Annotated in this window: 22 protein-coding genes; 9 read left to right on the top strand and 13 right to left on the bottom strand. The window is 65.1% G+C overall.

Annotated elements, in window-relative coordinates:
* Positions 1–31 precede the first annotated feature (31 nt).
* Complete coding sequence (locus tag DU475_RS00610) at positions 32–628, top strand: GNAT family N-acetyltransferase (protein ID WP_047309772.1); 597 nt, start codon at positions 32–34, stop codon at positions 626–628.
* Between the two features lie 139 nt (positions 629–767).
* Positions 768–1,052: a hypothetical protein gene (locus DU475_RS00605; RefSeq protein WP_013501491.1), complete on the top strand. Its 285-nt coding sequence runs from the start codon at positions 768–770 to the stop codon at positions 1,050–1,052.
* 71 nt (positions 1,053–1,123) lie between these two features.
* Here the strand turns inward: DU475_RS00605 and DU475_RS00600 are convergent, their stop codons facing one another.
* From DU475_RS00600 to DU475_RS00590, 3 genes are read right to left on the bottom strand one after another with little or no spacing between them, the layout of a single operon-like run.
* The gene (locus DU475_RS00600; RefSeq protein ID WP_013501492.1) at positions 1,124–2,116 is read right to left on the bottom strand and encodes a PDR/VanB family oxidoreductase; all 993 of its coding nucleotides are present in this window, start codon (positions 2,114–2,116) and stop codon (positions 1,124–1,126) included.
* A gap of 31 nt (positions 2,117–2,147) precedes the next feature.
* Positions 2,148–2,903 (bottom strand): GntR family transcriptional regulator, encoded by a 756-nt coding sequence (locus tag DU475_RS00595; RefSeq protein ID WP_164630077.1) that lies wholly within the window; start codon positions 2,901–2,903, stop codon positions 2,148–2,150.
* A 3-nt stretch (positions 2,904–2,906) separates the two neighbouring features.
* Positions 2,907–3,950, bottom strand: coding sequence for an aromatic ring-hydroxylating dioxygenase subunit alpha (locus tag DU475_RS00590; protein ID WP_047309753.1), 1,044 nt, complete (start codon positions 3,948–3,950; stop codon positions 2,907–2,909).
* A gap of 193 nt (positions 3,951–4,143) precedes the next feature.
* On the opposite strand from DU475_RS00590, the gene DU475_RS00585 reads away from it, so the two are divergent.
* Positions 4,144–5,301 (top strand): DUF1963 domain-containing protein, encoded by a 1,158-nt coding sequence (locus tag DU475_RS00585; RefSeq protein WP_164630075.1) that lies wholly within the window; start codon positions 4,144–4,146, stop codon positions 5,299–5,301.
* 104 nt (positions 5,302–5,405) lie between these two features.
* Here DU475_RS00585 and DU475_RS00580 read toward each other — a convergent pair whose 3' ends face one another.
* From DU475_RS00580 to DU475_RS00570, 3 genes are all read right to left on the bottom strand, one after another.
* On the bottom strand, positions 5,406–6,248 hold the full coding sequence (locus DU475_RS00580) for an AAA family ATPase (protein WP_013501496.1): 843 nt from the start codon (positions 6,246–6,248) through the stop codon (positions 5,406–5,408).
* A 117-nt stretch (positions 6,249–6,365) separates the two neighbouring features.
* The gene (locus DU475_RS00575; RefSeq protein ID WP_013501497.1) at positions 6,366–6,620 is read right to left on the bottom strand and encodes a GlsB/YeaQ/YmgE family stress response membrane protein; all 255 of its coding nucleotides are present in this window, start codon (positions 6,618–6,620) and stop codon (positions 6,366–6,368) included.
* 187 nt (positions 6,621–6,807) lie between these two features.
* Entirely contained in the window at positions 6,808–8,745 is a 1,938-nt protein-coding gene (locus tag DU475_RS00570; RefSeq protein ID WP_164630073.1) for a sensor domain-containing diguanylate cyclase, read from the bottom strand.
* 167 nt (positions 8,746–8,912) lie between these two features.
* Between DU475_RS00570 and DU475_RS00565 the strand changes: the two genes are divergently transcribed.
* The 3 genes from DU475_RS00565 (at position 8,913) to sseA (ending at position 11,692) form a co-directional block, all read left to right on the top strand.
* Complete coding sequence (locus DU475_RS00565; RefSeq protein WP_164630071.1) at positions 8,913–10,088, top strand: vWA domain-containing protein; 1,176 nt, start codon at positions 8,913–8,915, stop codon at positions 10,086–10,088.
* A 143-nt stretch (positions 10,089–10,231) separates the two neighbouring features.
* Complete coding sequence (locus tag DU475_RS00560; protein ID WP_013501500.1) at positions 10,232–10,642, top strand: rhodanese-like domain-containing protein; 411 nt, start codon at positions 10,232–10,234, stop codon at positions 10,640–10,642.
* Positions 10,643–10,834: 192 nt separating this feature from the next.
* Positions 10,835–11,692, top strand: coding sequence for a 3-mercaptopyruvate sulfurtransferase (sseA, locus tag DU475_RS00555; RefSeq protein WP_164630069.1), 858 nt, complete (start codon positions 10,835–10,837; stop codon positions 11,690–11,692).
* A gap of 9 nt (positions 11,693–11,701) precedes the next feature.
* On the opposite strand, the gene DU475_RS00550 is transcribed toward sseA, so the two are convergent.
* Entirely contained in the window at positions 11,702–12,682 is a 981-nt protein-coding gene (locus DU475_RS00550) for a hypothetical protein (protein ID WP_013501502.1), read from the bottom strand.
* 420 nt (positions 12,683–13,102) lie between these two features.
* Between DU475_RS00550 and DU475_RS00545 the strand changes: the two genes are divergently transcribed.
* Positions 13,103–14,269, top strand: a complete 1,167-nt coding sequence (locus tag DU475_RS00545; protein WP_041807142.1) for a L,D-transpeptidase — start codon at positions 13,103–13,105, stop codon at positions 14,267–14,269.
* Between the two features lie 86 nt (positions 14,270–14,355).
* On the opposite strand, the gene DU475_RS00540 is transcribed toward DU475_RS00545, so the two are convergent.
* Together DU475_RS00540 and DU475_RS00535 are read right to left on the bottom strand one after the other, a co-directional pair.
* Positions 14,356–14,559: a hypothetical protein gene (locus DU475_RS00540; RefSeq protein ID WP_013501504.1), complete on the bottom strand. Its 204-nt coding sequence runs from the start codon at positions 14,557–14,559 to the stop codon at positions 14,356–14,358.
* 166 nt (positions 14,560–14,725) lie between these two features.
* On the bottom strand, positions 14,726–17,125 hold the full coding sequence (locus DU475_RS00535) for a P-loop NTPase fold protein (RefSeq protein WP_164630067.1): 2,400 nt from the start codon (positions 17,123–17,125) through the stop codon (positions 14,726–14,728).
* A gap of 99 nt (positions 17,126–17,224) precedes the next feature.
* Here DU475_RS00535 and ettA point away from each other — a divergent pair, with 99 nt between their 5' ends.
* Positions 17,225–18,874 carry an energy-dependent translational throttle protein EttA gene (gene ettA, locus DU475_RS00530; RefSeq protein WP_047309747.1) on the top strand — a complete coding sequence of 550 codons (1,650 nt, stop codon included), beginning with the start codon at positions 17,225–17,227 and terminating at the stop codon, positions 18,872–18,874.
* 7 nt (positions 18,875–18,881) lie between these two features.
* On the opposite strand, the gene DU475_RS00525 is transcribed toward ettA, so the two are convergent.
* The 4 genes from DU475_RS00525 to DU475_RS00510 form a co-directional block, all read right to left on the bottom strand.
* Positions 18,882–19,283, bottom strand: coding sequence for a type II toxin-antitoxin system VapC family toxin (locus DU475_RS00525; RefSeq protein ID WP_047309746.1), 402 nt, complete (start codon positions 19,281–19,283; stop codon positions 18,882–18,884).
* Complete coding sequence (locus tag DU475_RS00520) at positions 19,280–19,534, bottom strand: AbrB/MazE/SpoVT family DNA-binding domain-containing protein (RefSeq protein WP_047309745.1); 255 nt, start codon at positions 19,532–19,534, stop codon at positions 19,280–19,282. The genes DU475_RS00525 and DU475_RS00520 overlap by 4 nt, the downstream gene beginning before the upstream one ends.
* Positions 19,535–19,659: 125 nt before the next feature.
* The gene (locus tag DU475_RS00515; protein WP_047309744.1) at positions 19,660–19,917 is read right to left on the bottom strand and encodes a BrnA antitoxin family protein; all 258 of its coding nucleotides are present in this window, start codon (positions 19,915–19,917) and stop codon (positions 19,660–19,662) included.
* On the bottom strand, positions 19,904–20,140 hold the full coding sequence (locus tag DU475_RS00510; protein ID WP_349644080.1) for a BrnT family toxin: 237 nt from the start codon (positions 20,138–20,140) through the stop codon (positions 19,904–19,906). The genes DU475_RS00515 and DU475_RS00510 overlap by 14 nt, the downstream gene beginning before the upstream one ends.
* Before the next feature lie 158 nt (positions 20,141–20,298).
* Between DU475_RS00510 and tam the strand changes: the two genes are divergently transcribed.
* Positions 20,299–21,069 (top strand): trans-aconitate 2-methyltransferase, encoded by a 771-nt coding sequence (gene tam / locus DU475_RS00505; RefSeq protein WP_047309743.1) that lies wholly within the window; start codon positions 20,299–20,301, stop codon positions 21,067–21,069.
* Positions 21,070–21,205: the final 136 nt, after the last annotated feature.

Raw genomic sequence — 21,205 nt, 5'->3', positions numbered from 1 at the left:
GGTTCCCGACACCCATGAGGAAGCAGCGCAGATGCCCTGGCTCGAACCCGTCACCCTGAGCGGCCCGCACGCGACTTTGGAGCCGCTGGAGCCGGCGCATTGCGACGGGCTGATCGAGGCGGTGAAGGACGGTGAACTGTGGAAGCTGTGGTACACGTTCGTGCCCGAGCCTGCGAAGATGGAAGCCGAGATCGCGCGGCGGCTGGCGCTGCAATCGCAGGGCGCGATGCTGCCGTGGACGGTGAAGGACGCTGCCGGCAAGATCGTCGGCATGACCACGTATATGAACGTGGATGCCGGCAATCGCCGGGTCGAGATCGGTTCGACCTGGTACGCGTCTCGCGTGCAGCGGACCGGACTCAACACGCAATGCAAGATGCTCCTGCTGCAACACGCCTTCGAGAAATTGGACTGTATTGCGGTCGAGTTCCGCACACACTTTTTCAACCATCAGTCCCGGCGCGGGATCGAGCGGCTCGGTGCCAAGCAGGACGGCATCCTGCGCAATCACCAGATCGCGCCCAACGGCACGCTACGCGATACCGTGGTGTACTCGATCATCGCCGCCGAATGGCCGACCGTGAAGGCCCATCTCAGCTATCAGTTGTTCGAGAAGCCCGGCCGCTGAGCCGCCGGGCGTGAGTTCCCTTGATTTTGATCAAGATTCCGCTTGCTAATCGGCTGATCATCCAAAGAATAGCGCCCCCGATAGGCTCCGTTTGATCTGCGTCATTTTGCGGAGCCTTTGCCGACGCCATTCTAGTGCTATGCCGTTCTATCGATTTCATGTCCGCGATCCGATCAACCGCGTCGATGGCCCGGGCCACGACGGGGCGGCGCTGGCCGATGATATCGATGCGACGCTGTTTGCCGCCGGCGTGATCCAGCGGCTGGTCCAGGTGCATCCGTCGGTACCGCGGACCTGGTCGATCGAAATCATGCAGGACCAGCGCCGGGTCGGACTGCTGCCGTTCGACAAAGGCTGCCAGGTGATGCTGCGACCCGAATGGGTCTGCGACCAGCCGATCGGTGTGCTGGAAGGCTGGCGCTGAGTCTCGGGTTGGCGGCTCTCGTCATTGTTTCGTCAGCCCCGCGTCGTCGCGATGACGCGAGAGATGCACTTCTACGCCGCCGCAACGGGCAATTGATCCGGCCGGTACAGTGTATCGATCGTCACCGTGCCGCGGGCGCGGGAGACGCAGGCGCACATCTTGCCGCTGTCGTGCTTCTGATGGTCGCTGAAGAACACGTCGCGGTGGTCGATCTCGCCTTCGACGGCGGTGACGTCGACGGTGCAGACCCCGCATTCGCCGCGCTCGCAATCGGAGATGACCTCAAAGCCGGCGGCGTTCAGCGCGTCCAGCATCGAGCGGTCGCGCGGCACCACGATTTCGTTGCCGGTGGCGGCGATGCGGACGCAGAACTCGGTCGTCGGCAGCCGGCCGCTGGAGCCGAAGGTTTCGAAACACAGATCGCTCGCCGGGCGGCCTGCCCGATGCCAGGCGTGCCGCGCAGCTTCCAGCATCCGCAGCGGACCGCACAGCACCGCCACGGCGCCCTCTGGCAGAGCACGGAAGGTGGCGTCGAGATCGAGCCGGGCGCCTTCGTCGCCGGCGTGGAGCCGGAGCCGGTCGCCGAGCAGGCCGGTCAGCTCGTCGTGCAGCGTGGCGTCCGCTCGGGACTTGACCGCGTAGTGCATCGTCAGCTCAGTGCCACGGCGGGCGAGCGCCGCGGCGATGCCGAGCATCGGCGTGACGCCGATGCCGCCGGCGATCAGGCAATAGCTGCGGCGGCTCCAATCGATCTCGAACAGCGAGGTCGGATGGGTGATGTCGATCCGCTGCCCCGGCTTCAGCGCCCACATCGCTTGCGATCCGCCGCGACTGTCACCGGCGAGCCGCACCGCGATCCGCAACCGTCCATGATCCGGCGCGCCGACCAGTGAGTAGCTGCGCTTGTCGGGCCGGCCGTCGATCAGCACGGCGACGTTGATATGGCTACCGGGCGCGCAGGTGGTGACCGCCGTATCCGGTTCGAGCACGATTTCGCGGATCGACGGCGTCAGGTCGCGGGTCGAAACGACGGTGCTGCTGGTCCACTGTTCGGCGAAGCGCATCGCGGGCTCCTGTCGATGAGGGGGAAACTGACTATTTGTCGGCGGCCTGGGTCACCAGCGTCAGCGCCGGCAGCAGGTCGAGATGGGTGCGGCTCCTCAGCGCCAGCCGCAGGTTGCGCACCGCGAGCCGGGCGTGTTCGCGCATCACTGCTTCGGCGCGCGCGCCTTCGCGGTTCTCGATCGCGTCGATCACGGCGCGGTGGTGATCCTGTGCGATCAGCAGGATCTGGTGCGCCTCCGGCAGCGCCGACTGCGCCATCACGAAGGCGCTCGGCGAGGCGAACGGCAGGGCGGCGACGCGATCGATCTGGCGCATCACCGGCGCCGAGCCGCACAGCTCGTTGAGCAGCGCGTGAAACCGCGCGTTGAGCGCCACATAGGCCGAGAACGCGTCGACCGAGATCGGGGCCTGCCGCACCAGCTCGTCGATGTCGGAAAGGCACTGCTTCAGCGGCTCGAGCTGCCGGGCGCTGACGCCGCGCTCGGCGGCGAGCCGGGCGGCGAGGCCCTCCATGGTGCCGCGCAGTTCGATCGAGTCGAGGATGTCGCGCTCGGAGAAGGCTTTCACCATGAAGCCGCCGGACGGGATCGCCTGCAGCAGGCCTTCATCCTCCAGCCGCACCAGCGCCATCCGCACCGGGGTCCGCGATACCCCGGTGATGTCGACCGCCTGCAGTTCGGAGATCCGTTCGCCAGCGCGAAGCTGGCCGGACAGTACCATGTCGCGCAGCGCAAGCTGCGCGCGAACGGTCTGCGACATCGAGCGGTCCGCGGCCTTGTCGTTCATCGCTTACTCCGCCGCCTGCAGCTTCGGCGCGTTTTCCTGCGCCACCATGCGGTCGATCAGCTTGCGCGACCACATCGCACCGGCGTCGATGTTGAGATTGTAGAAAACCCGGTCGGGGTTCTCGAGCATCGCGCGCTGCTGGGCTTCGAGGATGATCTCGTCTTCGCGGAAGATGCCGGAGACGCCTTCGCGGATTTCGGTAGTGAGGCGCTGGTCGCCGAGCCGGTAATTGCGCACGAACGCCCAGAAGTAGTGACAGGTGGTGTCGGTCTCGGGCGTCATGGTGTTGAGCACGTAGCCGTTGACGCCCTGCGACCGATCGCCTTCCGGTGCGCCGGTGCCGGCCGGTGCCACGCCTACATCGATCGTCACGGTGCCCGGCGCTTCGAACCGGATGATCTGCCAGCGGTCGACCAGGCCGGGCTTGCCGAGCTGCGCGGCCCAGAACGGCGGCGGCTCGATGCCGTGCATCCAGCGCGTCACCGTGACGGTGCGGTCGCCATGGGTGACGTCGAACGGCGCCTCGGCCACCGCCTCGTTGCCGATCGAGGAGCCGTGCACGTAGGTCTCGTGGGTGAGGTCCATCAGATTGTCGACGACGAGACGCCAGTCGCATTTGGCGTGGATCGTCTTGCCGTCGCCGGCCCAGGCCGGATCGTCGTTCCAATGCATGTCGGGGACGAGCGCCGGATCGGCCAGCACCGGATCGCCCATCCACAGCCAGACGAAGCGATGCCGCTCGACCACCGGATAGGAGCGCACGCAGGCCGACGGATTGATCGTCTCCTGCGACGGCATGTAGGTGCAGCGGCCCTGCGGATTGAACTTCAGCCCATGATAGCCGCAGACCACGGTGTCGCCTTCGAGCCGACCCTTCGACAGCGGCACCAGACGATGCCAGCAGGCGTCCTCCAGCGCGGCGACGCTGCCGTCGGCCTTGCGATACATCACGACATGCTTGCCGCAGATCGTCCGCGGAAACAGCGCGCGCTTGATGTCGGCGTCCCAAGCCGCCGCATACCAGGCGTTGAGCGGAAAGGCGGGCATCGTGGCCTCCCTGAGTGTTATTGTTGAGTTCACATTGTATACATGAATCCATAAGAATCGCCAGAATGAAACTGGATTGACCGATTCCTACGTCATTTTGGTATACCGAATGCTGATCGATTTCACCGACGGGAAAATACTGACTGGATAGTTCTCTGTTTGTTCTTGTAGTCTGCCTCTGGGGAGGTGGGGCATGAACGAGCTGGTCAAACGATCCGACGCCGAACTGCTGCAGGCCTGGCTCGACAACGTCCGCAACCGCGCCGCGATCGAGCATGTCGGCGCGCTCAATCGGCGCATGGAAGACCAAGTGCGGATCGAGCGTGAGCTGTCCGGACGCGCCAGCGGCCTCGATTGGCTGCGCGCGTTGCTGTCGGATCCCGATCCAGAGGTTGTCCTGAGCGTGGAGCAGGCGCTGCGTAGATTGGAGGCGGCCGCGGTCGAGGCCGAGGTCCGCGGGCACTCGGCGGCCCCGCCCGGCTCGGCCGACGGCGGCGCGCCAAATGATCACCCGATGTTCCGGCTGGCGCGTCAGCCGCCGCCGCCGGCCATGGACGTCGCCGACATCGCGAAGCGGCTGATCGCAGCGGTGCCGCTGGAAGCGGCGGCGCTGCTGCGCCAGCTTCGTCCCGCGATCGGGCTGTGGCCGCAAGCGGCGCGCGCCGACGCGCGGATCGACGGCTCACGCCTCGGCGGCATGCCCTGCGCGCCGCCGGGCTGGCAATGGCCGGTCGCCGCGACTGAGCCGATGTTGTTCATCGGCCAGATCAACTGCGCCGACCTGCGCGGGCTGCCGGGAGTGGAGGCATTGCCGTCGCAAGGTCTGCTGTCGTGCTTCGGTGACCACGATACGGTGATGGGGTGTCTGTTAACCGGGGAGGGCGGCGCGCTGTATTATTGGCCCGAAACCGACCATCTGGTGCCGGCCGAACCACCGCTGGAAATGCTCACGGTGTTCCCGCGCGCAGAGCTGCTGTTCCGGCCGATGTGGGATCTGCCGGACCCGGACAGCAGCGTGATCACCGCGATCCTGCCGGACAGGTCGAGTCAGACGATCTACAAGAGCTTCCATCGCGAGATGCGGCAGTACGGCCTTCCCGCCGAGATCGACTACCCGTGCAATTGCAGCAAGCTGCTGGGCTGGCCGGATCTGCTGCAGGGCGAGAGCTTCGAGTTCACGCTAGATCAGCCGTGCGATCAGTATCGATTGCTGCTGCAGCTCGACAGCTACACCAATGGCAGTGAAGCCGCCGGCTGGGGGCCGGGCGGTTACCTGTACTACTTCTTGACCAAGCATGACCTCGCCGAGCGCCGGTTCGAGGCGGCGGAGCTGGCAATCCAGTTCACGTGAGGCTTGGCCCATGCCGGCGACCTGCGGGGAGCAATGCATTGCGCAGAACACCTCGTCATTCGGGGTCGCGCTACGCGCGCGCCCGAATGACGAGGAGAGGGGCTTTAAACCTCTCGCCGGCTCAAAAACGCCAGCCGCTCGAACAGGTGAACGTCCTGTTCGTTCTTCAGCAGCGCGCCGTGCAGCGGCGGGATCAGCTTGCGCGGGTCACGCTCGCGGAGCTGCTCCGGGCTCATCTCTTCGTTGAGCAGCAGCTTCAGCCAGTCGAGCAGTTCGGAGGTCGACGGCTTCTTCTTCAGGCCTGGCACGTCGCGTACTTCGAAGAAGATCTTCAGCGCTTCTTCGACCAGGCGCTGTTTGATGCCGGGGAAGTGGACGTCCACGATCGCCTGCATGGTGTCGGCGTCGGGGAACTTGATGTAGTGGAAGAAGCAGCGGCGCAGGAACGCGTCCGGCAGCTCCTTCTCGTTGTTCGAGGTGATCACCACGATCGGCCGCTTCTCGGCACGGATCGTCTCGCCGGTCTCGTAGACGTGGAATTCCATCCGGTCGAGTTCGAGCAACAGGTCGTTCGGAAACTCGATGTCGGCCTTGTCGATCTCGTCGATCAGCAATACCGGTCGCCCTTCGTGGGTGAAGGCTTCCCACAGCTTGCCGCGCTTGATGTAGTTCTTGATGTCGGAGACGCGCGGATCGCCGAGCTGGCTGTCGCGCAGGCGTGACACCGCGTCGTATTCGTACAGGCCCTGCTGCGCCTTGGTGGTCGATTTGATGTGCCAGGTCAGCAGCGGCGCGTTCAGCGCCTTGGCGACTTCCTCCGCCAGCACCGTCTTGCCGGTGCCCGGCTCGCCCTTCACCAGGAGCGGCCGTTCGAGCACGATCGCCGCATTGACGGCGACCTTGAGGTCGTCGGTCGCCACATAGTCCTTGGTGCCGGTGAACTTCATGCGTTTCAGCCTCGTCTGATCCGGCGCGCGCGCCGTTGTTGTTGTTTGTTGATTGGTGGTGGTTGGAGCAGGGGGGCGCGGTCACCGAAGGCGACCGCTGATCGCGTAGCGTCGGTATCAGGCTCTGCGGATCATCGCCAGCAGCACCAGCACGATCACGGCGCCGATCGCGGAATTGATGATCGCGCGGAAGATCCCGACGCCGAGGTTGACGCCGAGGAACGGCAGCAGCCAGCCCGCAACCACGGCGCCGACGATGCCGATCACGACATTGCCGACCAGTCCGAATCCGCCGCCGCGAACGATCAGCCCGGCGAGCCAGCCGGCGACCGCGCCGACCAGAAGCCAGACCAGAATGGAATCGATCCCCATTGCGCTCCTCACGTTTGTTCCGATGCCGCAGGTCGTGAGCCCGGCGGCAGGCGCGACTTTAGCGCTCATCCCGCGGGTCAGGCTACCGATTTTGCAGGCTCCGGCAAGTCGTGGGGGGCCCGGCAACTCGCGGGGTGCGCGTGCTGATCGCAGGATGATGTGCTTCGACGCGAGATCGGCCGCGCAGCTATGAGGCCGTGTCGGCGGAGGCGGATTCCTGCTCCGGTTGCAGCGGCGCGGCATCGGCGACGAAAGCAGCCGCCGTGGCGGCGACGCAACAGTCGCGGCCGCGACGCTTGGCTTCGTACAGTGCGATGTCGGCGTCGCGCAGCAGCAGCGCGGAATCGAACGGCGCGGTGCCGTAGGCGAAGCCGATGCTGACGGTCAGGCATCCGTGCGCCGAGGCCGGATTCCGCACCGCGAGCCCGCGCACCGACGCTCGCAAACTGTCGGCGAAACTCATCGCGGCGGCAGCGTCCGCGCCGGGCAGCACGATTGTGAACTCCTCGCCGCCATAGCGCGCGGCGAAACCGTGCATCCCGGTCACCAGGCTGCTGAACAGATTGCCGAGCTGCCGCAGCGCGTCGTCGCCGCCCTGGTGGCCGAAATGATCGTTGAAGCCCTTGAAGTCGTCGACATCGATCATCAGCACCGCCATCGTCGTGGCGGAGGCGGCGGTGCGATCGATGAAGCCGTCGAGCGACCGGCGGTTGGGCAGGCCGGTGAGGCCATCGGTTCGCGCCAATTCCGCCAGGCGGGCATTGAGCGCCTTGACCTCCTGCTCCATCGCCTTGCGCTTTGTGATGTCGCGCAGTGTGCCGACGACACAGTCGGTCGGCCCATCCTCGTCTCTGGCGTAGGCAAAGTTCGCTTCGAGCCAGATCAGATCGCCTTCGGCGCGCCGCATCCGAAACTCGGCGCACAATCCCGCCGGCGATTCCCGCAGCCGCGCACCCACCGCCAGCACGGCCGGTACGTCATCGGCATGCACCAGCTCGGTCCATGAGCGGCCGACCAGTTGATCCGGGGGCAGAGCGAGCACGGTTTCGACCGACATCGAGACGAACCGCATGATGCCGCCGGGGTCTGTCACGACGATCACGTCACCCATATTGGCGTCGATCAGCCGGTAGTGGGCGTCGCGCTCGCGCAGCAGGTTCTGGACCTCCTGGCGGCTGCGCAACTGCGCTGCCAGACCCGCTGCCAGCAGCACCACGCAAGCGAGCATCGCCGTGGCGACCGCCGCGTCCGACGCCACGGCGTCGCGCCAACGCTCCAGCACCGAATCCTCTGTACGCGCCACCGTCACAACCAGCGGATAGCGATCGAGCCGTCGGTATGCCAAGTATTTCGTGAGGCCGTCGAACGGTGAAACGGTCAGGTAATAACCGTCAGGGGTGTCGCGCAGCGGGCTCTGGAACAGCGCCACCTCCGACATGTCGCGGCCGCTCTGGAGCGACGGCCATTGAATCAGCAGCCGGCCGTCGCTGCGGAGCAGCCCGATGCTGCCGCCGACGCCGAGATCGATCGTTTTGTAGAACGAACTGAAATAGTCGCTGGCGATGGTCGCGACGACGACGCCGGCAAAACGTCCGTTCGAGGTTTCGAGCCGGCGGCTGACGACGAAAACCTCTTGCCCCGAGGTGCGCGACTGGATCGGGCCGGTGATCAGCAGCTTGTGTTCGGCGTGGTCCTGGTGATGACGGAAGTAGCTGCGGTCGGCGTTGTTCAGCAGCGGCAGCGGGCTGGCCGATGCGTAGGCGACTGCGCCACCGGCGTCGATGATCGCAACGTCGGAAAGCTGCGGCAGGTTGTCGGCGAGCGCGTGCAGCCGCTGGTTGAAGGCTTCCCCCGGATCCGGCCGCCACTTCAGGAACGACACGATATCGTCGAGCACGACGTCGGCGCCCTGAAAAGTGTGAGTTGCGTGCTCGGCGAGCGAATGCGCCAAATTCCGTATCTCGGTCTCACTCTGCGCCAGCGCGATCTTGCGCGAGTCGTAGCCCTTCCACACCACCAGCCCGAGCACGCAGGCGGCGAGCGCCGCCACGAACATCGCGACGACCAGCGTCGCGGTGGAAACGCGGCCGATCCAGCTTCGGGACGGGGGAAGGCGAGGGGACATCGACAGGCCATTCGTGAGGCGCCTGTGCTTGCACCTTGGATGCTTTACTGAGTCATAATTCCATTGCTCGGATTTGTGCCTATCGGCATCTCGGCGCCGAGTTTTCAACAGTCGCAACGGAGGTATTCCGTCTTGACGGGGCCGCAGGGTCGGGCAATCTGTCGTTCATGTTCCTTCAATTCTTCACGTCGCTGCGCGACGCCCAGGTTCCGGTCACGCTTCGCGAATATCTGACGCTGATGGAGGCGCTCGACGCCGACCTCGCCGATCAGAGCGTGGAGAACTTCTATTACCTGTCGCGCGCCGCGCTGGTGAAGGACGAGCGCAATCTCGACAAATTCGATCGGGTGTTCGGGGCGACCTTCAAGGGTCTGGAAAACCTGCTCGATGCAATGGAGAAGGCGGAGATTCCGGCCGAATGGCTGAAGAAGCTGGCCGAGAAATATCTCAGCGAGGAGGAGAAGAAGCAGATCGAGGCGATGGGCTGGGACAAGCTCATGGAAACGCTGAAGAAGCGCCTCGAGGAGCAGAAGAAGCGGCATCAGGGCGGCAACAAGTGGATCGGGACAGCCGGAACCTCGCCGTTCGGCGCCGAGGGTTACAATCCGGAAGGTGTGCGGATCGGCCAGGAAAAAAGCCGCCACCAGCGCGCCGGGAAGGGGTGGGACAAGCGCGAGTTCAAGGATCTCGACGGCAATGTCGAGCTCGGCATCCGCAACATCAAGGTCGCGCTACGCCGTTTGCGCAAGTTCGCCCGCACCGGCGCGCCGGACGAACTCGATCTCGACACCACGATCCGCGAGACGGCCAATCACGGCTATCTCGACGTGCACATGCGGCCCGAGCGCCGCAACGCCGTGAAGGTGCTGGTGTTCTTCGACATCGGCGGCTCGATGGACAGCCACGTCGCTCAGGTCGAGGAGTTGTTCTCGGCGGCCAAGAGCGAATTCAAGCACATGGAATATTTTTACTTCCACAACTGCCTGTACGAAGGCGTGTGGAAGCAGAACAAGCGCCGCTTCACCGATCGCACCCCGACCTGGGACGTGCTGCACAAGTTTCCGCACGACTACAAAGTCGTGTTCGTCGGCGACGCCTCGATGAGTCCGTACGAGATCATGGTTCCGGGCGGCTCGGTCGAGCATGTCAACGAGGAGGCCGGACACGTCTGGCTGGAGCGGGTGCTGCGCACCTATCCGCACGCGGTGTGGCTGAACCCGGTGGCGCAGCGGCACTGGGACTATTCGGAGAGCACCACCATCATCCGTAGGCTGTTCTCGGAGCGGATGTATCCGATCACGATCGAGGGACTGGAAGGCGCGATGCGCGAGCTGGTGCGCTGAGGCCTTGAAAGCGTCATTCCGCGGCGCGAGCGCCAGCTCGCGAACCCGGAATCGCTTCGATCCAAATAGCGAGATTCCGGGGTCGCGCTTCGCGCGCCCTGGAATGACCCGGCGATAAAACAAGAAGTTGACGAGGAACGACCATGTCCCAGACCATCACCCGCGGCATCAAGGTACTGCTCGACGACGCCAATGCGGCGATCGAAACGCTGACGCCGGCCGAGGCTATCGCCCTACAGAACGATGCCGGCGTGCTGATCGTCGACCTGCGCGATCCGCGCGAACTCGAGCGGGAGGGGCGGATCCCGGGTTCGTTCTCCTGTCCGCGCGGCATGCTGGAATTCTGGATCGACCCCGAGAGCCCCTATGCCAAGCCGCAATTCCAGCAGGACAAGAGATTCGTGTTCTACTGCGCCGGCGGATTGCGCTCGGCGCTCGCCGCCAAGACCGCGCAGGACATGGGACTGAAGCCGGTCGCGCATATCGAGGGCGGCTTCGCCGCCTGGCGCGACGCCGGTGGCCCGGTCGAAGCCTGGGTGCCGAAGAAGAAGTGACCGAGGCGCATTGCGATCAGACTTTGGTCTCCGGCGGTCACACGCGGGCTTGACCATCGCCTCGCTTGCTTTCCTCGCCATTGCGAGCGAAGCGAAGCAATCCGGTTCCGTGCCGGAGCTGGCTTGCTTCGTCGCTGCGCTTCCTCGCAATGACGGGTTGGATTGGTCTTGTTGATTGCTCGAGGTTATCTCATGACTGCCACAGTCGATCCCCTGGTCTCCACCGACTGGCTCGCTGATCGTCTCGGCGATCCCAGCGTCAAGATCATCGACGCCAGCTTCAAGATGCCCGGCGTGCTGCCGCTGCCGGCGGAGGACTATCTCGCCGCGCACATCCCGGGCGCGGTGTTCTTCGATGTCGATGCGGTGTCCGATCACACCAGCCCGCTGCCGCATATGTATCCGACCGCCGAGCAGTTCGCGCGCGACGTCGAGGCGCTCGGCATCTCGTCCGGCGATACCGTGATCGCCTACGATGCCGGCGGCTGGGTGGCAGCGCCGCGGGCATGGTGGATGTTCCTGTCGTTCGGCCATGCCGACATCCGCATTCTCGACGGCGGGCTGAAGAAGTGGATGGCGGAAGGCCGGCCGACCGAAGCCGGCAAGCCGACGATCGCGCCGGGCCGGTTCAGCGCCAAGCTCGATGCGTCGTTCGTCCGCAGCCGCGATCAGCTCGTCGCCAATCTCGATCACCGTGCCGAGCAGGTGATCGACGCCCGCGCGGCGCCGCGGTTCGAGGGCAGCGTGGCTGAGCCGCGTCCGGGCCTGCGCGCCGGCCACATTCCGGGCAGCCGCAATCTGCCGTACAACGACCTGATCGATGCGGCGAGCGGCACCATGAAGCCGCTCGACGAGCTGCGGCAGATCTTCGAACGGGCGGGGCTCGATCTGGCGCTGCCGGTGGTCACCACCTGCGGCTCCGGCGTGTCCGCCGCGGTGCTGACGCTGGGGCTCTATCGGCTCGGCGTGCGCGGCTCGGCGCTCTACGACGGCTCATGGTCGGAATGGGGGTTGCAGGACGGTCCGCCGATCGCCACCGGCGCGCCGTAACCGGCTGGCTTACAGACCTGAATCGGATTGCGGCTGCACGGTCCGCCGCCGCACGATCTGACGACGCTGCTTGGCAGGACGACGAGCTTCGGGATTCGGCCGTGCCACCGGCAGCGGCGTCGCGCCCGGCGGTGGCAGCGTGTCGCCGATCGAGCCGGTGATATCGGGCGTGTCGGCGGCAGGTGAACTTGCGGTAGGCGAAGCGCTGGCGGGCGAAGCGATGTCGGGCGAAGCGGCTGCGGCCGGCGCGGGCTCGTTGGCGGCGGGGGCGGTCGCCGCGGTCCTGGTTCTGACGCGTGGATCACGCCGCGGGGTGGGGATCGGCCCTGTCAGAGGCTCCACTTCGGGCAGTGGCTCTGCGACCGGCTCGGGGGCGGCGGCCGATCTGGTCTCGGCGGCGGGCGTCGCGGCGGACGGCACTTCCGCCCCGGCCTGCGGGCCGTTCTGATTCGCCGCATCGGTCACGGTCGCCTGCGGCTCCGGAGTCGCGGGGATGGCGGCGATCGAGGTGTCAGGCGCTTGCGTCTCCGGCGTCGGCGCGGCCGGCCACGCCGACTGCGTCAGCTCGGCCGGCGGTGCGGCCTCGGGCATGGCAGGGGCGTCAGGCTGTAGCGCCGCGATGAGGGAAGGGTAGTCGGTCTCCGGGGTGGCGCTCGCGCTGCCGCTGCTCGGTGAGGCTGAGTCGATGGCAACTGGCGCCGGTTCGGCCGGAGCTGCTTGCATCGGCGCTTGCGCAGCGAGCGGCGCGATTGCTGCCGGCTGTGCGATGACTGCCGGGGGCGGCGGCGAATCGATCCGAAGCATGCTCAGGCTCGGCATCGGCGCCTCGGGTGACCGTGCCAGCAGCGTGATTGCCGCAGGCCGGACCGTATGCACGTTGACGAACTGCTCGTGCGTCGCCCGAAGCAGGGCGGCAGCGCCGAGGCCGAACACCAGCAACGAAACCGCAAGCGTAATCGCCGCGAACAGAAACCGGAAACCGGGAAGCATCTCGGATTCATTCCATCATCGCGCATCGAGCGCGACGGCACTTTTTGACCAACACCAACGCGGCGACCACTACGACATTCTGCTTCGCGGCCGACAAAACCTGCCGCGAATCAAAGCCATCCGACAATAGCGCAAAACGAGTCGCATCACGCGCCGCGAAACGACTCAGGACATCATTCAGCGGGTGCGGCCGATGGTTGCTGGCGGACGCTTTCCGAGGTGTGCCGGGAGCGAACGGAAATCTCGAATCTGCGACCGACGACCGCGCCTGTCGAGTTTTCCGCGGCCATAAGCGCTCGTGCGCTGCAAAGATTGCCAAAATTCGCGTGATTGTGCCGGCATCGTCTTGAATGCGCCGCGATCCTCCGGCATCCCGACGCCGTTAACGGTCCGGTTGCGGCTCCGATTTACAAACGGGTTATGATGAACAAGCGCTTACTGACGTTGCTGGCGTCCGCCGCCATGGCCGCCGCGGGAACTTCCGCCGCGCTCGCGCAGAACTATCCCTCGACCCCCGGCGCCTATGTCGGGCAAGCCGGGGAGGATCGTCCGGGGCTGCCGAACTTCGACAGCATCGACGACGAGGATGCGCCCGCCGCTCGTCATTCCGCGACGCTGCCGCCGCCCGGCCCCGTGCTCTCGCCGGACGATCCGCGCTATGGCCGTCCGGCCGCGCCGATGTATTCCAATGCGGCTCCGCAGGGGCCGGTGATGTCGCCTGACGATCCGCGCTACGGCCGTCCGATGGCGCCGCCCGCCTATTCCAACGCGGCACCGCAAGGTCCGGTGATGTCGCCGGACGATCCGCGTTACGGCCGCCCGATGGGGCCGCCTGCGGTGATCTATTCCGATCGCGGCAACGATGGCGTGCGTCCGCCGGCCGGTGTCAGCGGCGCATCGCCATCGCCTCAGCTCGGTGCCGACGGCAGGCCGCTGCAAGTCTCGGCGTTGCCGCCGGAAGAGCAGCCGGATGCCGACCAGAGCGTGCAATTGCCGCCGAATCTGCGCCGACAGGAGGTCGACTTCGCCACCAAGGAGCCCGCCGGCACCATCGTGGTCGACACCGCCAATACCCATTTGTACTACGTGCTCGGCAACGGTCGTGCGGTCCGCTACGGCGTCCGCGTCGGCCGCGACGGCTTCACCTGGAACGGCGTCCAGAAGATCACCCGCAAGGCGGAGTGGCCGGACTGGCATCCGCCGGCCGAGATGATCGAACGCCAGCCCTATCTGCCGCGCTTCATGGCCGGTGGTCCGGGCAATCCGATGGGCGCCCGGGCGATGTATCTCGGTTCGACCGTCTATCGCATTCACGGCACCAACCAGCCGTCGACGATCGGCAAGTTCGTGTCCTCCGGCTGCATCGGCATGCTGAACGAAGACGTTGAAGATCTGTTCGAGCGCGCCAAGGTCGGCACCCGCGTCGTGGTGATGCCGGGGTCGCCGCCGAAGCCGACCGCGACCGCGCAGGCGCAACCCGCCGGGACCATGGCCACCGGACAGTCGTTGCCCCAGCCTCCGGCGCCGCTGCCGGGCGCACAGCCGACATCCGTCCAGCCGCTGCCGGCGCCCGTAACGATCCGCTGACCGAACTGCGCTCTTTGCAACGAAATCGACGCCCGCCGGTGCAAGCCATCGGCGGGCGTTTTGCCGAGATGAAGAGGGGGCGGCTGTCAGCCCCGCGGCGGTGGCTTGTGGGCGTGCTTGGCCCGCCACGCCGGACCAGGACCGCGCATATAGTGCAGTTCCGGCCGATACGGCGCGAACGCCTGGACGAAGAACTGCCGCCAGAACAGCCGGATTTCGGCCAGCACGCTGGTGTCGGGCGCGGCCTGCTGCTCGTGACGTACTTCGTTGGTCGTGGTGAGGCTTGCCATGCTTGTCGCCCCGTGGGTCGGTGCAGCGCCGTCGCGTCGGCGCACCCGTCACCGCCGTGAGCCACGAGTGTTGGACGAGGTCGTTAAAATTGTCTTCGAATCGTTCGCATCTCGGAATCGCGCGAGAACAGGCTGAACGAGGTGTTAACGAGGATCGGGCGCGCCGTTAGTAGGAGCGCTTGAACGAATAGCGGCGCACCCGCCTGGCCATCTGCGAATACACCTCGACCGTGAATTCCTGCGGATGCTGTTTGTCGAGGGTGCGGATCGCGGTCGCCAGTGCGGGCTCCAACGCGATGGCCTGCTTCAGCAGATCGTATCCTGCACGCATGCCGCCGAATGCGGCCTGCGTCTGGGCTTCGTCGCAGGCCGCATCGGGCAGCGCTTCGGCGAGTGAAGCCGCGCGCGGCAGAGCGTCGAGCGCCGGGTAGAACAGCTCGGCCAGCTCGAGCGGCTGTCCGGTTTCGATCGCCGCCAGCAGCGTGACGATCGGGTAGCGCGGCGGACCGTCCGACCTGCCGAGGAACTGCTCCAGCTCGCGGTCGGACAGCCGCGCCCGCACGATCCGATACATGTTCACCAGCCGCTTCACGGCGCGCGGTGATTGACAGGCGAGCGCCCCGATCAGAGGGCTTGCCAAGAGCTCGACCTCTTGCTTCTCCAGTTTGAGCGAGGCCAGAGCCGCGCTCACCGCGCTGAACTCGTCTTCCTCCGGCAACGGCTCGTCCGGCAGGCACACGGTGCCGTCAGGAGCTTCCAGCTCGTCCATGGCGAGCTTCCGGGCAAAGTCAGCGTCCAGCCGTAGCGACGTCGACGCCAGCACCGACTTGAAGATGCTTGGACCCGGTGTCGCGCGCTCGTTCTCTTTCAGGAGCGTCCGTACGTAAGCGCCGTAACTGCCTTCGGCGGTGCCGTTGCCGGGCGTCAGACGTTCCAGCCAGAACGCGATCTGGAAGATCTTCTCCAGATAATCGAGCGCCTGCTTGCGCCGTGCGATGCTCGGGACGTGCGGCGCGTCGTTGCCGGCGGCGCCGACCTTGTCGAACGATCTCGCGATCGCCGCTTCGATCCAGCGGACGTCGACTCCGACCACGACGACGAACAGTTCGAACGACAGCAGCAGGTGAATCGCCTGCAGCACCGCGTAGACCTGATCGTGGGTGCAGCGGTCGAGATCGTCGATATACAGCACGATGCGGTCGGGCACGCGCAGCCCGCTGCCATCGCCGGTCGCCAGCCATTTGTCGCGCAACGCCGCTTCGTCCTTGGACAGCTTTTTACCTTGCCGGGATTTCTCATCCGCCTTGCGGCCGAGCCGGGCGGTGGCAACGATGGCGTCGAGCTGCTCGAATGATCGCCGCGCCCGGCTGACGATGCCGACGTGCTTGTCGTAGTCGCGCACGTCGCTGTCTTCGAACAGGAAGTAGCGCAGGATGGTGGCGGGCGCGTCCGCCGGCTGGCCGTGCAGGAAACCGGTCAGCGGCTCTCGGGAGGTTGCGAGTTCTGCCTCCGCGGCGGTCAATGCGGCGGCGGCCTCGGCAGCTTGCTTGCGTTTGGTTTCGAGATCCTTGGCGGCCTTTTCGCGCGCGCCTTCGACCGCCTTGGCGTATTTCCAGGCGCCGTCCATGATCGGCTTGGCCATCCTGAACGTCTGCCACAGCGCACCAAGCGCCGCGAAGGTGCCAGCGCCCCAGGCGCCGATCCGCTGATACAAGGTCGCGGCATCGGTCGTGTCGAATGCGGGCAGGACGACGCTGATCCATCCGATCGCCAAGATCGCGACGATGCCGAGCCAGGTGGCCGGGCCGCCGCCGATCAGGATGCGTCCGATCAAGGCCAGCTTTCCCGGCGCCGAGGCTGCGTCGGCGACGGCGGCCGCGAACGTCTTGGTGTCTGCGGCGAGATCGTCGCGATAGACGCGGCGCCCGATCTCTTTCAGCTTGGCCTGATTGTCGTTGCGGATGGTCTCGAAATCCGCCTGCAACTGGTCCCAAGCCAGAGCCAGTTCGCTGGCGGCGAGCTGCTTCTCCGCTGCGGTCAGGGCCGCGTTTGCCGTCTCCAGTTTGCGCTTCGCCTCGTCCACCTTGCCGGCCGCCTGAGCGGCGCTCGCTTCCAGGCTTCTCACCTTGTCGGCGACCTTGGTGATCAGCTCTTGATAGTCGCGCTGCCGGCCGCCGTCATGTCCGCCGCGGCGGAGCTGATCGAAGAACACCGCGGTGAGGCTCGCCCACAGATTGGCGTCGGCGAAATGCCAGGCATTGAACCGGATCTGGACGATGTCGTCGACGAAATTGGGTTCGTCCTCTGCCGGTGCAGGGGAGGCGTGGCCCTCGGGCGGCAGCGCGGTGAGTCGTTTAACCTCGCTCTGGATGCCTTCCATGAAGGTCGACTTGCCGGATCCCCATTCGCCCAGCAGGCAGATCGACAGCGGCGGCGACGCCTGTTCGGGGCAGGTCATCCGCGCGAAGGCCCTCACATCGGCCCGGATGTCGAGCGGATCGCCGCGACTGGACGGAACTGTATCGGAGGTGGCCTCACCAGCTTCCGTCTGCTCTGTGGCCACCATTGTCGGCCCCGCAGCAACCGCATCGTCGATTGTGAAATGCGGTTTGTTTCGCTAGAAGAGGCATCCTCTCTCAAAGCTCGTGAAGGTTGCAAGGCCAAAATGGCTCGCCAGTTCGTCTATTTCATGCAGGGTCTGACCAAGGCCTATCCGACCCGCAAGGTGCTGGATAACGTCCATCTGTCGTTCTATCCGGACGCCAAGATCGGCGTGCTCGGCGTCAACGGCGCTGGTAAATCGACCCTGCTGAAGATCATGGCGGGGATCGACAAGGAATATACCGGCGAGGCCTGGGTCGCCGAGGGCGCCCGCGTCGGCTATCTCGAACAGGAGCCGCAGCTTGATCCGGCGCTCACCGTGCGCGAGAACGTCATGCTGGGCGTCGCCAAGCAGAAGGCGATCCTCGATCGCTACAACGAGCTGGCGATGAACTACTCCGAGGAGACTGCCGACGAGATGACGGCGCTGCAGGACCAGATCGAGTCCGCGGGGCTGTGGGATCTCGACAGCAAGGTCGACCAGGCGATGGACGCGCTGCGCTGCCCGCCAGACGACGCCGATGTCAGCAAACTGTCGGGCGGCGAACGCCGCCGCGTCGCGCTGTGCAAGCTGTTGCTCGACCAGCCCGATCTCCTCCTGCTCGACGAACCGACCAACCATCTCGACGCCGAGAGCGTGTCGTGGCTGGAAAGCCATCTGCGCAACTATCCTGGTGCGATCCTGATCGTCACCCACGATCGCTACTTCCTCGACAACGTCACGAGCTGGATCCTCGAGCTCGACCGCGGCCGTGGCATTCCCTACGAGGGCAACTACTCGTCCTGGCTGGTGCAGAAGCAGAAGCGGCTGCTGCAGGAAGGCCGCGAGGATGCGGCCCATCAGAAGACCCTCGAGCGCGAGCAGGAGTGGATCGCGTCGTCGCCGAAAGCACGCCAGGCCAAATCCAAGGCGCGCTATCAGCGCTACGAGGAACTGCTCGCCAAGGCGTCGGAGAAGCAGACCCAGACCGCCCAGATCATTATCCCGGTGGCGGAGCGGCTCGGCAACAATGTGGTCGATTTCGAGCACCTGACCAAGGGCTTCGGCGACCGCCTGCTGATCGACGATCTCACCTTCAAACTGCCGCCGGGCGGCATCGTCGGCGTGATCGGACCGAACGGCGCCGGCAAGACCACGCTGTTCCGGATGATCACCGGGCAGGAGAAGCCGGATTCTGGCACCATCACGGTCGGCGAGACGGTGCGGCTCGGCTATGTCGATCAGTCGCGCGACGCGCTCGATCCGAAGAAGACCGTCTGGGAGGAAATCTCGGAAGGCAACGAGCTGATCCTGCTCGGCAAGAAGGAAGTCAATTCCCGCGGCTATTGCTCGGCGTTCAATTTCAAGGGCGGCGATCAGCAGAAGAAGGTCGGCTCGCTGTCCGGCGGTGAGCGCAACCGCGTCCATCTCGCCAAGATGCTCAAGAGCGGCGCCAATGTTCTGCTGCTCGACGAACCGACCAACGACCTCGATGTCGACACGCTGCGCGCGCTCGAAGAGGCGCTGGAGGATTTCGCCGGCTGCGCCGTGATCATCAGCCACGACCGCTGGTTCCTCGATCGTATCGCCACCCACATCCTGGCGTTCGAAGACGACAGCCACGTCGAGTGGTTCGAAGGCAACTTCCAGGACTACGAGAAGGACAAGATGCGCCGTCTCGGCCAGGATGCCATCATCCCGCACCGCGCCAAGTACAAGAAGCTGACGCGCTGAGGGGGCGTCAGTCCGGCGTGATCAACGTGACGTCGGGGAAGTAGCTGCGATAGCGCCCGGTGTCGCGAGTCAGGATCGGCAGTCCGGCTGCGGCAGCGTGTGCGCCGATGAAGAAGTCGGCTAGCACGCTGGTCCGCGTGCCGCCGGCGCGTCGATAGTCACTGAATGTTCTCCCAGCGATATACAGCGCCGTCTTTGGAAGCCACTCCAAATCGAGGCCGAGCGTGTGCACGACAGCGTCGAGCGCTTTCTGAGTGGAATAGCGGCTCGACAGCTCGGCGTAGATGATCTCGTTGATCAAGAGAGCGCCATGCAGCGATTGTTGCCGTAGTGCCGCCGCTGACCATGGTTGCCATGTCCGATCCACTGTCAGGATGTCGATCAGGACATTGGTATCGACGAGTGTCACGACTTGTAGTCGTCCGCGGGATCGCCCCTTAATTCCCTCATGATTTCGTCAGTATTGCCGCGGATCGGGTGGCGTTTGGCGAGCGCCTGAAGTTTCTTTAGGTACTCAGCCTCGGACCCGGATTTTCCAATGTAGATGCCGCCTGACGCTGTGTTGCGAACTTCGACCTTGTCGCCGGGTTTGATCCCGGCGGCGTCGCGAATCTTCTTCGGAAGCGTAACTTGGCCCTTGCTGGTGATCGTTGTCGGCATGGTTCACCGCCTAGTATTACCAATTTACGAAAAGTATTACTGAGTTCTCCGACCGTCAATGCCAGCGTGTGTCTTTGACACGCTCTCCGTTGGTAAGACCAGTCAAGCCAGCATATGCGGGTAAGCTACCCCACCTTCTCGCTCAGCCACATCTTGATCAGCGACTGATACGGCACGTCGCGCTTGTTGGCGGCGACTTTGATTTGCTCCAGGAGCTCCGTCGGCAGTCTGATCGAGATGGACGTCGTTGACGGTTTCAAGTTTGGGAAGGTGACGCGCTCGGCTTTGCTCCAGTCGAGATAGTCACTCGAATCATGCATCTCCCAGAACAGCCGTTCCTCAGCTTCCGATTTGAAAGAAGGGATGGGCTTAAGCTTTTTCACAACTGCTCCTGTCCCTTCGGCTCATGTCGCGCGCGGAGATGATACGGATCAAGGCCTCGTCGGCTCGCAGCTTAAAGGTGACGTGCAACAGGCGTCCTGCTGTTGTGCGACCCAGAGCATGGAGTCGACGTTCCGAGCCGCTGTGTTTGGTGTCTTCTTGCAGAAACGGTCGGTGCATGAACACGCTTTCGGCCTCCAATTGGCCGACCTCGTGTTTCTCCACGTTCTTGCGGAGATTGCCATCGTCCCAATCAAACCGACGACGCGGGTCAGGTCGATCATCTATATATGTCACAAATATACGATCGCTCGAGGATGTTGCAAAATCCTTCCCGATCAATAGCTTTCCCCTCGCAGACTCGGGGGCGCAAGGGACGCTGAATGGCCGACTGGAATGCCGAGCAATATCTGAAATTCGAAGACGAGCGGACCCGGCCGGCGCGGGATCTGCTGGCGCAGGTGCCGACCACGGCACCGCGCAAGGTCGCCGACATCGGCTGCGGCCCGGGCAATTCGACCGCGCTGCTGGTGGAGCGCTGGCCGGAGGCCGCGGTGATCGGCGTCGATACTTCGGCCGACATGCTGCGTCAGGCGCGCGAGCGGCTGCCGCATCACAAGTTCATCGAGGCCAATGTGGCGCATTGGACGGCGCCGCCTGGTACTGAGGTGCTGTTCGCCAATGCGGTGTTCCAGTGGGTGCCGGACCATCTGAAGCAACTCAAGCGGCTCTTGTCGGGGCTCGACGACGGCGGCGTGCTCGCGGTGCAGATGCCCGACAACCTCGACGAGCCGTCGCACATCCTGATGCGCGAGGTCGCGCTGCAGGAGCGGTGGCGCCATCAGCTGTCCAAGGCGGCCGAACTCCGCGACGGCCTGCCGAAACCGGGCGTGTATTACGATGCGCTGAAGCCGCTGTGTAGCCGGCTCGAGATCTGGCACACAGTGTACAATCACGCGCTCGATGGCCCGGAGGCGATCGTCGAATGGGTCAAGGGAACAGGGCTGCGGCCGTTCATCGATCCGCTCGATCTGCCGGAGCGTAAAGCCTATCTGGCGGCCTACACGGCGCGGATTGCCGCGGCCTATCCGGCCCAGGGCGACGGTCAGGTGCTGTTGCGATTTCCGCGGATCTTCATCGTCGCGGTGAAATAGCTGCGCCACCGCCCCGCTGTCGTCGTGGGGCGACGCGGCCAAGGCGTGCTGTTTCGTATTGCGTTTGATGTCCGGCTTATGGTCATGAACTGCGGTTAAACGCCGCTCCCCTGCGTCTCGACAGAATCGGAGCGAG

Source organism: Rhodopseudomonas sp. WA056 (assembly GCF_010906995.1).
GTDB lineage: Bacteria > Pseudomonadota > Alphaproteobacteria > Rhizobiales > Xanthobacteraceae > Rhodopseudomonas > Rhodopseudomonas palustris_G.
The sequence above is the reverse complement of the archived record's forward strand: the minus strand, read 5'-3'. Positions and strand labels throughout refer to the sequence as shown.

Excerpts from the sequence above, each read along its gene's own strand:
- DU475_RS00610 (WP_047309772.1), top strand. The coding sequence starts at position 32 with ATGCCCTGGCTCGAACCCGTCACCCTGAGCGGCCCGCACGCGACTTTG.
- DU475_RS00605 (WP_013501491.1), top strand. The coding sequence starts at position 768 with ATGCCGTTCTATCGATTTCATGTCCGCGATCCGATCAACCGCGTCGAT.
- DU475_RS00600 (WP_013501492.1), bottom strand. The coding sequence starts at position 2,116 with ATGCGCTTCGCCGAACAGTGGACCAGCAGCACCGTCGTTTCGACCCGC.
- DU475_RS00595 (WP_164630077.1), bottom strand. The coding sequence starts at position 2,903 with ATGAACGACAAGGCCGCGGACCGCTCGATGTCGCAGACCGTTCGCGCG.
- DU475_RS00590 (WP_047309753.1), bottom strand. The coding sequence starts at position 3,950 with ATGCCCGCCTTTCCGCTCAACGCCTGGTATGCGGCGGCTTGGGACGCC.
- DU475_RS00585 (WP_164630075.1), top strand. The coding sequence starts at position 4,144 with ATGAACGAGCTGGTCAAACGATCCGACGCCGAACTGCTGCAGGCCTGG.
- DU475_RS00580 (WP_013501496.1), bottom strand. The coding sequence starts at position 6,248 with ATGAAGTTCACCGGCACCAAGGACTATGTGGCGACCGACGACCTCAAG.
- DU475_RS00575 (WP_013501497.1), bottom strand. The coding sequence starts at position 6,620 with ATGGGGATCGATTCCATTCTGGTCTGGCTTCTGGTCGGCGCGGTCGCC.
- DU475_RS00570 (WP_164630073.1), bottom strand. The coding sequence starts at position 8,745 with ATGTCCCCTCGCCTTCCCCCGTCCCGAAGCTGGATCGGCCGCGTTTCC.
- DU475_RS00565 (WP_164630071.1), top strand. The coding sequence starts at position 8,913 with ATGTTCCTTCAATTCTTCACGTCGCTGCGCGACGCCCAGGTTCCGGTC.
- DU475_RS00560 (WP_013501500.1), top strand. The coding sequence starts at position 10,232 with ATGTCCCAGACCATCACCCGCGGCATCAAGGTACTGCTCGACGACGCC.
- sseA (WP_164630069.1), top strand. The coding sequence starts at position 10,835 with ATGACTGCCACAGTCGATCCCCTGGTCTCCACCGACTGGCTCGCTGAT.
- DU475_RS00550 (WP_013501502.1), bottom strand. The coding sequence starts at position 12,682 with ATGCTTCCCGGTTTCCGGTTTCTGTTCGCGGCGATTACGCTTGCGGTT.
- DU475_RS00545 (WP_041807142.1), top strand. The coding sequence starts at position 13,103 with ATGATGAACAAGCGCTTACTGACGTTGCTGGCGTCCGCCGCCATGGCC.
- DU475_RS00540 (WP_013501504.1), bottom strand. The coding sequence starts at position 14,559 with ATGGCAAGCCTCACCACGACCAACGAAGTACGTCACGAGCAGCAGGCC.
- DU475_RS00535 (WP_164630067.1), bottom strand. The coding sequence starts at position 17,125 with ATGGTGGCCACAGAGCAGACGGAAGCTGGTGAGGCCACCTCCGATACA.
- ettA (WP_047309747.1), top strand. The coding sequence starts at position 17,225 with ATGGCTCGCCAGTTCGTCTATTTCATGCAGGGTCTGACCAAGGCCTAT.
- DU475_RS00520 (WP_047309745.1), bottom strand. The coding sequence starts at position 19,534 with ATGCCGACAACGATCACCAGCAAGGGCCAAGTTACGCTTCCGAAGAAG.
- tam (WP_047309743.1), top strand. The coding sequence starts at position 20,299 with ATGGCCGACTGGAATGCCGAGCAATATCTGAAATTCGAAGACGAGCGG.